The following is a 12,528-nucleotide window of genomic DNA, read 5'->3' on the forward strand; positions in this document are numbered from 1 at the left end:
ATGCTTTATATTGTAATGTAAAAATTTTAAAATAACCTTCAAAGAATATAATTTCTCTGAAGGTTATTTTAATTTTAACATATAATTATTAGAATTGTTAAATTAAACTTCTGTTAACCTATATATGTCTTTTCTTATATGTCTTAAAAGAGGTAGTTCTTCTCTTATTTTATTTTCATAGTCCAAGTCTATTTCTGAAAAAAGTATATTTTCTTCAGCACCTAATCTACCTACTATATTTCCCCAAGGACTAGCAATTAATGAATTACCATAAGATATATAATTGCTGTTTTCATTCCTAGCAGGTGCTACTCCTACCATATAAATTTGATTATCTAATGCTCTACTTTTAAATAAAGTATCCCAATGAGCGGGGCCTGTAGTCATATTAAAAGCTGCTGGCGTAAATATGATTTTAGCTCCTTTAAGTGCCATTATTCTTGAAAGTTCCGGGAATCTTATATCATAGCATATCATCACCCCTAGTTTTCCCCAGGGAGTATCAAAGAGTGTTATTTTATTCCCAGCAGTTAATGTATCAGATTCTTTAAAGGTTACTCCTCCTTTTACATCTATATCAAATAAGTGAATTTTTCTATGCTTAGTTATTAAAGCACCTTTATTATCTACTATCATAGATGTATTATAAACTTTATCCCCTTCTATTTCAGGAATAGACCCTGCTACAATATAAAGATTTAGGTCGTTTGCAGCTTTTTTTATAGCTTTTACAGTTTCTCCCCCATTTTCTTCATTTATTATTTCTCCATAAGGCTTAAAACATTTATTTTCATAAGGGCAATTGAACATTTCCGGTAGAATGGCTATATTACAATTTTCTTCTTTAGCTTTTGTTAGCATTTCTATAGCTTTTTCTATGTTTTTTTTCTTTTCTTTTTGAACTTGCATTTGGCATAAAGCTATTTTTAATTTATTCATAAAACACCTCCAACTTAAATTATTATAAACCTATTAATTTAAGCAAAGTATTAAAAAGTATAAGGTAAATACCATATTAGTTAAATTATAATATGATTTTATTTTTAGTTTTAAATTAACAGGCTATTTATTTTTTTCAGAATTAGGGTTTATGTTTTCTAAAGTACTATCTACAAAAGCATGTTTTACATATTTATTTAATATGGATTCAAAATTTTCTTTATCTGAAGATGGAATATCCCAGTCTCTTCTATCTGTCCTTCCTTTTTTGTTTGAAAAAGTAAAAAATAAAAGATTAGGATGTTTAGGATGCCATTCCCATCTTGTTATATCTTCCCAGTATACAAAATTATATATACTATTATTATATAAACTTTTATTCCCAATACCTTTATCTGTTACTATTTTTAATTTTGTAAAATCATATATACTTATAAGAAAATATATAATTATAAGTAACCCTGTATTAGAAGCAGTACTTTTTATAAAAGCATATAGCATATAAAATACGATACTTACCATAAGTAATAGTATAAAACTTTGTTTCATTGCACTTCTTTTTAAAGTCATTAATTTATTGCCAATATCTTTATCTTGTTTTCTTCCTAATATAAAAGAATAAAAAAACTGAATAACTATAGCTATTACCAAAACTATTTGCAATATTTTTTCAAATTTCAAAGGAATCCCTCCATTATATAGTAAAATTCTTTAAGCATATTTTAATATATTCTACAATTAAAAATAAAAATCCTTTTATTTTTAATTTGTTAAAGTTTTTTGTTTATATGTTTCATATGAGGAAAAGTAGTTCTTCTAAGGAGATTCCACCAGAACCTAAGAAGCATTTTATGAAATATATAGTGTATAGTTTATATTTTATTATTTACTAATAATTATTATGCATATTATCTATAGGAACTTAATGATAATTAAATACATATTTTAATAAAAAAGTTGAATTAAATTAAATATTAAATAATATTTTTAAATTTCAAAATATTTAAATTCTAAAATTAATGTGTTATAATTAATAAATTCTAATTTTATATGTGACTAATAATTATTTTAAAGGAGAGATTTTCAATTGGAACATATTAATTATGACTCATTACTGATACTTTCTTTGCTTGCATTTATAACTCCACTTTTTATAAATGCTTTAAAAAAATATAAGGTTCCCTTTGTAGTGGGAGAACTTTTTGTAGGTATTATAATTGGAAAAAGCTTTTTAAATTTAATACAAATAGACCCTTGGATACAATTTTTATCTAATTTAGGATTAGCCTACTTAATGTTTTTAAGTGGTTTAGAAATTGATGTTCATAGTATAAAAGTTAGTAAAGATAGTAAAGGAGTAAATAATATAATTATTTGTCTTATAATGTCTTTATTATCTATAGTAGTTTCTTTTGTTATATGTAAATTTTTATATTCTTTAGGACTTATTAAAAATTCTATTTTTATGACTTTTTTATTTTCTGCAGCAGCTCCTGGATTTTTAGTACCATTCTTAAAGCAAAAAGGTATATTAAAAACAGAGTTTGGGCAAATACTATTAATATTTTCACTTATAGGAGAGTTTGTAAGCTTAATTGCTATGACTATTATATCTTCTAAGTTAACCTATGGATTAAGTTATAAAAGCTTTTTATTTTTAATAGTTATTATAGTTTCATTTTTAATTTATAGAGTATTAAGTAAATTACAAGGAAAATATGATTTTGCTACTTTGGCAACTAATAATACTCATTTAGAAGTAAGGGCAGCCTTTGCGTTAATATTAACTTTGGTTACTATATCAAATAAAACTGGTACTGAAATAGCTTTAGGCTCATTTTTAGCCGGAGTTATATTTACATTATTGACAGACAAAAGCCATGAGGAAGATTTAAAATATAAATTAGATATTATAGGTTATGGTTTTTTGATTCCTATATTTTTCATAATGGTAGGAGTAAATTTAGATATAACTACTATATTTCAAAATCCTAAAAGTTTAATATCAATTCCTTTACTTATACTAATAATTTATGTAATTAAATTTGTTCCTTCTTTAGTATTAAAATATAAGTTTAATACTAATAAAGCATTATCTTCATCAATTATTTTATCTAGTCAATTAAGTATACTTATAGTTGGAGCTCAAATTGCTTTTAATTTAAAATTAATTCCTCAGGAAGGTTACTCAGCTTTGATTTTAACTGCTGTAGTATCCTGTATGTTGTTTCCTTTTATATTTGATAAAGTTATGAAATATGATGATTTAGAAAAAACTATAGAATCTAATACCAATAAAATTTGTGTAAGAGAAGTAGTTCCAACCAATAAAAAAATATTTAATAAACCTTTGAAAGATTTAAATATCCCTCAAGGTTCTAGAATATTTTTAATTATTAGAGATGAAAAAGAAATACTTCCAGATGGTAATTCTCTGATTTTGGAAGGAGATATGCTAGTAATTGCAGGACTTTCTGATAAATCTTTAGATTTTTTAAAAATATTGAAAGATGAAAATTAGAATGATTATACTAAAGATTAAATTAAAAGGTTATAACTTTTAGAATATCATATTCTAGAAGTTATAACCTTTTAATTATAAAATAAGTTTTATAATTTAGGAAAGCTTATATATAGTTATTTTCAAACAAATACTTTATTTTTCTAATTCATTTAAAGCGTCAACTAATATTGTAGAACTATAAGCCATAGCTGGACCACCACCGAAAGCCATTGCTACTGTTCCAGCTTCTATTATTTGTTCTCTAGTTAATCCTGCATCTAAAGCATTTTTAACATGAGCTGATATACAGTAAGGGCATCTACTATAAACAGATATGGCTATAGCAATAGCTTCCTTTGTTTTTAAATCTAAGGCACCTTCTTTAAATACTGATTGTACAAAATTAGTTAAAGCTTTCATTTCTTGTGGACTAGAGGCCGCTAATTCTCCTGCCCCCTTTTGTAAATGTTCTACCATTTGTCTTGGATTTTCTGACATATAAAAATCCCCCTATTTCTATAATATTTTATAATTTATTCATATATTTAACATTATACTTCATTTTTTTACTTTAATTATATATTATAGGTAACTTTTATAATACAAACTTTAACTATAAGTAATCAATATAGAATTTAGTATATAAATAAAGTTCAACTAAAATTTAGAAAGGATTTATCTTATCTAAATTTTAGTTGAACCAATTTAAAGAGTTTGCATGATTTTGTAAATTATTATAAATAACATAGATTTTATTACCAAAGGGATCATTATAGATTTTCTACAATTTTTTCAAAACATTTGAATGGATTTTCTTTATCTCTAAAATAAACTTCTCCTACTATGGAATAACCTAATCTCTCATAAAGGTTTATTGCCACCTTATTTTTTGAATAGGTATCTAATCTTATAGATCTACAATTTTGTTCTTTAGCCTTTTCATCTACAAAGCTCATAATGGCTTTAGCTACACCATTTCCTTGAAATTTTGGGTTCACTGCTAATCTATGTACTACCAAAGGAGATTTATCATCTAGTTTCCAATGAACATTTTTATATTCAGGAGCTTGATCTTTATTTATTGCTATAATAGCCATACAGTTATTTTCTTCTATTATAGTATATAAATCTTCATTTATTATATCCCTTCTTAAGGTCTCCATATCTGGATATTCTCCATCCCATTGATCATTATCGTTTTCTAGCATATGCTTTTTTACAATTGTTAGCATTTTCATTATAAAATTTAAATCTTTTTCCTTAGCTAATCTTAAGTTCATTGTACCCCACCTTTACTTTGAATTATATATAGTTACTTGTATTCATTATTATATTTTAATAAACGTATTTAAGTAAAGAAATTTTTAAAACTTATATATTCTTATTTAAGTTAATATAATAATTGTTATTTAAAAATATTTATCATATTATATCTAAAAATAGAAATGCCACAAGGAATATATCCCTTGTGGCATTTTATACTATTTTATTTTTCTAATAGATCTTCATGTGTCCAACCAGCTTGTCCTTTTTCTAGTATAAGTAGTCTATCTTCTTTTATTCCTTTTTCTTTTAGATAGTTATAAGTTTTTTCTGCTCCACCTTTTCCTTTTGGACATATAATAGCTATTGGATCTTCTGAAGATGTAAGTTTGTCCATAACTTTATCAAGTTTTGCTTTATCTTCATCAGTTTTAACTGGATAAGCGTTAGTTTCTATAGCACCTTTTATATGATGCTTATCAAATTGGTCTTTCACTTGAATATCTAAGATTATAATTTTTTCTTTTTTCTCAATTTTTGATTTTAATTCATCTGCTTTTATGTAATTATATTCTTTAGATGCTTCATCCTTCTTATCATCTTTTTTAGTTTCTTGCTTAGTTTCTTCTTTTGTATCAGCAGTGTTAGATGTACCTTTGCTACAGCCTACAAATACGAAAGAAAATAATGCTACTACTGATAATAATACGGCTATAATTTTCTTTTTCATATTAGAATCCCCCTATATAAATTTAATAAATTGTAAATACATTACCATTTTAGTTTATTAAAGAAAATAATTCCATAAGTATAGTAGAATTTAATAGTTTAACTATCATCTATAAATTTATATTATAGAACTAAATTTAAGATAAAAACAATTTGTTACTGTGAAATTATGCTAAATAGTAAGTATAAAATAATTAATATAAAGGGATATGTAATCTACTATAATGAATATATTATTTAAATTTTACAGCAGTACCATAAGCTATAACCTCTGCAGCACCTTGCATTATGTTACTTGTAGCATATCTTATATTTAAAATTCCATCTGCACCTAGAGCCTCTGCTTCCTTTACCATTCTTTTAGTAGCTTTAGATCTAGCTTCATTCATCATTTCAGTATAACTTACAATCTCTCCTCCTACTAAAGTTTTAAGACCACTTAATATATCTTTACCTACATTTTTAGACCATACAATAGATCCTTTAACTATGGATAAAGTTTCTACTTCCTTTCCCGTGATATAATCAGTATTTACTAATATCATCTTTGTTGTCCTCCTTGATTTCTTTAATTCTTTCATACATATTGTATATTAATGCTCCAACTAAAGCTATGAAAGGCAAAACTATAATAATTAATAAAAGTTTAGCCATACTGTTGCCTATACCAAATATAGGTATTAGGAAAGCACTACCATATAATAGAATTATAATAGAAAATATTATAGTTATAATTATAGTGCTAATATATTTTCCCATATATTATCTCCTTTTTTATAATTATGTAAATATATTATAATATTTTATTAATTAAATTACTATATTATTTTTTATTTTTTTATTGTAAAATTATTATAAATATACAGACAATTTATAGAGGGTGGTTATTTTTATGTTAACAATAAACATTTGTGTGGGAAGTGCTTGTCATTTAAAGGGTTCTTATAAAGTTATCACTTTACTCCAAAATTTTATAGAGAAAAACAATTTGAAAGACAAAGTGGAAATAAAGGGTTCTTTTTGTTTAGGTCATTGTACTGAAGGTGTTTCTGTAAATGTTGGAGATAAAATTTATTCTGTAAATGAAGAAAATGCTGAAGAATTTTTTAACAATGTGGTATTGAGGGGGACAGAGTAATGAATTATATAGATATATCCGGTTTAAACTGCAAAAACTGTTATAAATGTTTAAGAGCCTGCCCAGTAAAAGCCATTAAATTTAAAAATGAAAAAGCTGAAATAGTTGAAGAAAGATGTATATCCTGTGGAAGATGTCTTGTGATTTGCCCTCAAAATGCTAAAAAGGATAAACCGGATATAAAACATGTAAAAGAAGCTATAAAGTCTGGGAAGAAAGTTGTGGCTAGTGTTTCTTCAGTATTTGCAGGAGTATTTAATGTGGAGGAAGGCAAGATAGTTTCTGCCTTAAGAGGATTAGGATTTTCTTATGTAGAGGAAACAGCCCTTGGTGGAGAAATTGTTACTGAACTATATAAGGATTATATAGAAACAACTAAATTAAATAATTATATTACAAGCTCATGCCCTTCTATTGTAAATTTAATAGAAAAGTATTTCCCTTCTCTTATAAAATATATGATACCTATTTCCTCTTCCATGACAGCTCATGGGAAAATATTAAAGGAAATTTGGGATAAGGATGCTTTTGTAGTATTTATAGGCCCTTGTATAGCTAAAAAGACAGAATCAGATATTTATAAAAAAGAAAAAGTTGTAGATGCTGTTATAAATTTTGATGAATTGAAGACCTGGTTTAAAGAGTGGAATATAGATTTAAATTCTATGCCTATAGGAGAATTTGATAGAAATGCTTATAAGAAAATCCGTTCTTTTACTTTAAGTGGTGGAATAATAAATTCTATGGAAAATGTAATAGAAAATAATAACTTAATATCAATGTCAATAAGCGGTATTGAGGAATCTATTCAAGTATTAAAAAGCATGGAAATAGGTGAAATATCTAATACATTTTTGGAAATTACTGCCTGTAGAGGAAATTGTGTAGGAGGACCTAACATGGTAAAAAATGAAGTTTCTTACTATACAAGATTAAATAAAGTTAAAAATTATATAAAAAATAGAGAGACTAGTAATACAATAAGATTACTTTCTGTACCAGATAACATTGATTTTTCAACCCCTTTTTTAGATAGACGTTTTGAAAAAAAAGAAGCTTCACGAAAAGAAATCTTAAAAATAATGAAAAGTATGGGAAAACATACAAAGGAAGATGAACTTAATTGTGGAGTATGTGGTTATAATACTTGCATAGAGAAAGCACAGGCTATTTATGAAGGAATGGCAGAAACCAATATGTGTCTTCATTTTATGAGAAATAAAGCTGAAAATTTGACTAATGTAATTTTCGAAAATACAGTTAACTGCATTTTTATTCTAGATGAAAATATGCATGTAAAAGAAATAAATCCTGCTGCTGAAAAAGCTTTTATGATGAAAGCCAAAGATATAAAGGACAAACCTATATCCCTATTAATTAATGATGAGGATTTTAGATATGTTAGAGAAACAGGGAAAAGCATTATAGGTAAAAAGGTACATTATTATAAATACAATGTAATTTTTATTAAAACTATAGTTTATATGCCAAAACAAGATATAGTTTTGGTATCTATGATGGATATTACAAAAGAAGAAGAAAATAAGGAAGAACTATTAAAAGTAAAAGAACAAACCATAGATACAGCTCAAAAGGTAATAGAAAAGCAAATGAGAGTAGCTCAAGAAATAGCTAGTCTTCTCGGTGAAACTACTGCAGAAACTAAAATTACTTTAACTAAATTAAAACAAGTAGTGGAAGGAGATAAAAGTGATATAGAATGAGTTTGTTTGTAGAGGTAGCTTCTCATAGTTTAAATAAATATGGTGAAGAATTATGTGGAGATATGGTAGAAATTGTACGGCTTTCAGATTGCACTATAATAGTATTAGCAGATGGGTTAGGCAGTGGAGTTAAAGCTAATATACTATCTACCTTAACATCTAAAATAGCAGCCACTATGCTTAAAGAAGGTGCTAATTTATATGATACAGTAGATACTATAGTAAATACTTTACCTATATGTAAAGTAAGAAACATAGCCTACTCCACTTTCACTTTAATAAAAATATATAATAATGGAGATGCTTATATTGCAGAATATGATAGCCCTCCAATATTTATTATAAGAAATAATAAATATTTAGACTTCCCTAAAAAAGAAATAATAATAGATTCTAAAAGAGTTTTAGAAAGTAATATAAAATTAAAACCCGGTGATTTGCTTACTGTAGTAAGTGACGGAGTTATTCATGCTGGACTAGGTGAAATACTTAATCTAGGTTGGCAATGGGGAAATGTTAAAGACTATTTAGAAAGAAGATCTCATCAAAATATATCTGCTCAATTTATTGCAAAAGATCTATTAGAAGTATGCTTTGATCTTTATGCTGGGAAACCCGGAGATGATACAACGGTAGTTTCTATAGGTATAAAAAAGCCAGCCTATGTAGATTTATTTACAGGCCCTCCTAAAGATAAATCTAAAGATAAATATGTTATAGAACAATTAATGAAAGCTAAGGGTAAAAAAGTAATTTGTGGAGGAACTGCAGCTAATATACTTCAAAGAGAGTTAAATAGAGAGTTAAAAGTAAATCTAGAACTTATAAATACTGATCTTCCCCCTACAGCTACTATGGAGGGCATAGATTTAATTACAGAAGGAGTGCTTACATTAAGTCGCGCATTAGATATAATAAAAAGTTATTCTAATCCTTTTCATAAAATAGAGGAAAATAAATTAATATTAGGTAAGGATGCAGCTTCTTTGTTGGTTAAAGTATTAATGGAATGTACTCATTTAAATATATGGGTTGGTAGTGCTATGAATCCTGCTCATCAGAATCCAAATTTACCTGTAGACTTAAGTATTAAATTAAAATTAGTGGAAGAACTATCAGAACATATGAGAAAACTAGGTAAAAATGTTACTGTAAATGGAATATAACTTATATATACTAGGGTTAAAACAGTTATCACTAAGGTTACCCTGAATATAGTATAGTAAATTCATCTATCTTAAATATTTCCTTTAGTTAGGAGGAAAACTATGGATTATATAAATTTTAAAAAAGCTAATTGTAAAAATTGTTATAAATGCTTAAGAAGTTGTCCTGTAAAGGCCATAAAATTTAAAAATCATCAAGCAAAAATAGAAATAGAAAGATGTATATTATGTAGTCGTTGTGTTTTAGTATGTCCTCAAAATGCTAGAAAAGTCGTTAATTACCTAGATAAAGTAAAAAAAGCTCTAAATGGAAATAAAAAAATAATAGCATCAATTGCACCTTCTTTTATGGGGAATTTTAATGTATCCTATGGGAAAATAGTAGCTTCACTAAAAGCCTTAGGTATAAAATACGCAGAAGAAACTGCTTTAGGAGCAGATATGACTACTAAGCTATATAAAAGCTTTATAAAAGAAAATAAACAAGATTATTATATTACAACAGCTTGTCCTTCTGTAAATCTTCTTGTTGAAAAATATTATCCAGAGTTAGTGAAATATATGCTTCCTTTTATGTCCCCTATGGCTTGCCATGGTAAAATATTGAAAACAATCTATGGTGAAGATTCATTTACATTATTTATAGGACCCTGTACTGCTAAAAAAGCGGAACATGAAAATTATAATTTTGAAAATAGTATAGATGCTGTTTTAACCTATGAAGAGTATTTGAATTTATTGAAAGAACATAATATAAGTATGGAAAAGTTAGAGCCTTTAGAGTTTGATAATAGATCTTTAGAATTAGGTAGTTATTATCCTATTGCTGGAGGTATTATTAGTAATTTTAAGGATGAGTTAAAGAATAAAAATATAAAATCTTTTTACGTAGATGGAGTATATGCTTGCATAGATATTTTTGAAAGTATGAAAAAGGGATATATAAAAAATTCTTTTATAGAAGCTAGTGCTTGTGTAGGTAGTTGTATAGGCGGTCCTGAAGTTATAACTAATAATCATGAATATTATAATAAGTTAGAAAAGGTTCAAAATTATATTGAAAATAGACAGAATTATATAAAATCTTCCGAGAACAAAACAGATAAACAAAATGTTCTAAAAAATTTCAACTTAAACTTTCATAGAGATTTTGTAGATAAATCTATAAATAAAGAAATACAACATGAAGAAAAAATTAAAAATATATTAAAAACCATGGGGAAATATAGTAAAGAAGATGAACTAAATTGTGGGGTTTGTGGATATAATACTTGTATAGATAAAGCCAATGCTATTTTAAAAGGTATGGCAGAACCTGAGATGTGTCTTCATTTTATGAGAAGTAAGGCTGAAAATATATCCAATATAATTTTTGAGAATACAGTCAATTGTATAATAACGGTAGATTATCAACTGAATATAATAGAAATAAACCCTGCAGCTGAAAAAACCTTTATGTTAGAGAAAAACCTAGTTAAAAATAAATCTATAAACTTCCTGATAAGTGAAGAAGATTTTATTAAAGTTAAAGAAAGTAAAAATAACATTTTAGGTAAAAAAATTACTATTAATAATTATGGGCTAGTATTTATAGAAAGTATTATTTTTATAGAAAAGCAAAACATTTTTCTTCTATCTTTAACTGATATAACAGAAAAAGAGAAAAGTAAAGAGAAACTAAAAACACTTAAAGAAAGTTCTTTTAGTGCAGCAGAAGAAGTAATAGAGAAACAGATGAGAGTAGCTCAAGAAATCGCTAGCCTTTTGGGAGAAACTACTGCAGAAACCAAAATAACTTTAACTAATTTAAAAAGAGTAGTAGAATCCTCGAATGAAGATTAATTTATCTAATTTAAAAGTTTTCTAACCGGTGGAGGCGTTATCCTTGGCTTAATTTCTTATATCCTGTGAGAAATTAAGCCAATTTTTAATTACCTTAAATTAAGAACTATTAAAATTTATTCATTAATTAACTAGGGATTAATTTCAATAAATTTAACATATTCTTGGAAGCATATCTCCTTCTAACATATTTATTATTCGTGTACCACCTAAAAAATTTTCTACATATACTATATTGTATGGCTTTTCCACAAAAGTACCTATTATTTTTGCATTTTCACAATCATCTATTTCTTTTATGATTTTTAACATATCCTCTGCATATTGGTCTTCCACTACCATAATTATTCTTCCCTCACAGGCCATGTATAAAGGATCTAAGCCTAACATCTCATTTATTGCTCTTACTTCTCTTTTTATAGGTATTTTATCTTCCCAAATACATATACCTAAATGGTTAGTTAATGTTGCTATTTCATTTAAAGTTGTTGCAACTCCTCCTCTAGTGGGATCTTTCATTATTTTTATATAAGGATAATATTCTTTTAAATTATTGGTTATAGTATTAACTGCTGTACAATCGCTTTTTAAATCTGCTTTTATATTTAAATTATACCTGTCTAAAGCTATAGTTGTTCCATGATCCCCTATGTTTCCTGTAACTATAACTTTATCACCCTTTTCAATATTTTTAATAGCATATTGCCCTTCTATAATTCCTATGCCTGCAGTATTTATAAAAATTTGGTCTACATCCCCTTTTTCTACTACTTTAGTATCCCCTGTTACTATTAAAACTCCAACTTCTTTAGCTGTGTTTCCCATAGATTCTACTATAAGTTCTAGTTTTTTTATAGGAAATCCCTCTTCTATTATAAAAGAACAACTTAAATAAAGAGGTTTAGCCCCAGATACAGATAGATCATTTACAGTACCACATACTGCTAATTTTCCTATATCTCCTCCAGTGAAAAATAAGGGCTTTACCACAAAGGAATCTGTAGTGAAGGCTAACTTACTTTTTTCTATATTAAAAATTCCAGAATCTATACCTTTTATGAGAGTTTCATTACTAAAATGTTTATACATAATCTTTTCTATAAGTTCATGGGTATACTTTCCACCATGCCCGTGACTTAATGTAATAAATTCATCCAATCTATATTTCCTCCTTGTATCTTACAATTACATATTTTAATAGGCTCAGTATCTTTGAAAAGCATT

The 12,528-nt window shown here is 26.4% G+C and carries 13 protein-coding genes; 5 read left to right on the forward strand and 8 right to left on the reverse strand.

The window, feature by feature from the left end:
* Positions 1-102: 102 nt before the first annotated feature.
* Complete coding sequence (locus ACYUDJ_RS01670; RefSeq protein WP_003485993.1) at positions 103-939, reverse strand: carbon-nitrogen hydrolase family protein; 837 nt, start codon at positions 937-939, stop codon at positions 103-105.
* Between the two features lie 123 nt (positions 940-1,062).
* Complete coding sequence (locus ACYUDJ_RS01675) at positions 1,063-1,620, reverse strand: hypothetical protein (protein ID WP_003485991.1); 558 nt, start codon at positions 1,618-1,620, stop codon at positions 1,063-1,065.
* Positions 1,621-2,026: 406 nt separating this feature from the next.
* Between ACYUDJ_RS01675 and ACYUDJ_RS01680 the strand changes: the two genes are divergently transcribed.
* Positions 2,027-3,460 carry a cation:proton antiporter gene (locus ACYUDJ_RS01680; RefSeq protein WP_043031914.1) on the forward strand — a complete coding sequence of 478 codons (1,434 nt, stop codon included), beginning with the start codon at positions 2,027-2,029 and terminating at the stop codon, positions 3,458-3,460.
* A 135-nt stretch (positions 3,461-3,595) separates the two neighbouring features.
* Here the strand turns inward: ACYUDJ_RS01680 and ACYUDJ_RS01685 are convergent, their stop codons facing one another.
* The 5 genes from ACYUDJ_RS01685 to ACYUDJ_RS01705 all read right to left on the reverse strand — a co-directional run bounded on the left by ACYUDJ_RS01685 (position 3,596) and on the right by ACYUDJ_RS01705 (position 6,193).
* Positions 3,596-3,940 (reverse strand): carboxymuconolactone decarboxylase family protein, encoded by a 345-nt coding sequence (locus ACYUDJ_RS01685; protein WP_003485984.1) that lies wholly within the window; start codon positions 3,938-3,940, stop codon positions 3,596-3,598.
* 272 nt (positions 3,941-4,212) lie between these two features.
* Positions 4,213-4,722 (reverse strand): GNAT family N-acetyltransferase, encoded by a 510-nt coding sequence (locus ACYUDJ_RS01690; protein WP_043031915.1) that lies wholly within the window; start codon positions 4,720-4,722, stop codon positions 4,213-4,215.
* A 206-nt stretch (positions 4,723-4,928) separates the two neighbouring features.
* Positions 4,929-5,435, reverse strand: a complete 507-nt coding sequence (locus ACYUDJ_RS01695; RefSeq protein ID WP_043031916.1) for a rhodanese-like domain-containing protein — start codon at positions 5,433-5,435, stop codon at positions 4,929-4,931.
* 232 nt (positions 5,436-5,667) lie between these two features.
* On the reverse strand, positions 5,668-5,979 hold the full coding sequence (locus ACYUDJ_RS01700) for a YbjQ family protein (RefSeq protein WP_003485980.1): 312 nt from the start codon (positions 5,977-5,979) through the stop codon (positions 5,668-5,670).
* Entirely contained in the window at positions 5,960-6,193 is a 234-nt protein-coding gene (locus ACYUDJ_RS01705) for a hypothetical protein (protein WP_043031917.1), read from the reverse strand. The genes ACYUDJ_RS01700 and ACYUDJ_RS01705 overlap by 20 nt, the downstream gene beginning before the upstream one ends.
* 133 nt (positions 6,194-6,326) lie before the next feature.
* Between ACYUDJ_RS01705 and ACYUDJ_RS01710 the strand changes: the two genes are divergently transcribed.
* The 4 genes from ACYUDJ_RS01710 (at position 6,327) to ACYUDJ_RS01725 (ending at position 11,304) form a co-directional block, all read left to right on the forward strand.
* Entirely contained in the window at positions 6,327-6,572 is a 246-nt protein-coding gene (locus tag ACYUDJ_RS01710; protein WP_003485976.1) for a (2Fe-2S) ferredoxin domain-containing protein, read from the forward strand.
* Positions 6,572-8,296, forward strand: coding sequence for a [Fe-Fe] hydrogenase large subunit C-terminal domain-containing protein (locus ACYUDJ_RS01715; RefSeq protein ID WP_003485974.1), 1,725 nt, complete (start codon positions 6,572-6,574; stop codon positions 8,294-8,296). The genes ACYUDJ_RS01710 and ACYUDJ_RS01715 overlap by 1 nt, the downstream gene beginning before the upstream one ends.
* On the forward strand, positions 8,293-9,462 hold the full coding sequence (locus ACYUDJ_RS01720; protein ID WP_043031918.1) for a SpoIIE family protein phosphatase: 1,170 nt from the start codon (positions 8,293-8,295) through the stop codon (positions 9,460-9,462). Before ACYUDJ_RS01715 ends, ACYUDJ_RS01720 begins: the two co-directional genes overlap by 4 nt.
* A 102-nt stretch (positions 9,463-9,564) precedes the next feature.
* Positions 9,565-11,304: a [Fe-Fe] hydrogenase large subunit C-terminal domain-containing protein gene (locus ACYUDJ_RS01725; RefSeq protein WP_003485971.1), complete on the forward strand. Its 1,740-nt coding sequence runs from the start codon at positions 9,565-9,567 to the stop codon at positions 11,302-11,304.
* Between the two features lie 153 nt (positions 11,305-11,457).
* Here ACYUDJ_RS01725 and hypE read toward each other — a convergent pair whose 3' ends face one another.
* A complete protein-coding gene (gene hypE, locus ACYUDJ_RS01730; protein ID WP_003485967.1) occupies positions 11,458-12,462 on the reverse strand; it encodes a hydrogenase expression/formation protein HypE in 1,005 nt (334 codons plus the stop codon).
* Between the last annotated feature and the right edge of the window lie 66 nt (positions 12,463-12,528).

It is taken from the genome of Clostridium sp. CTA-6 (genome assembly GCF_054768115.1).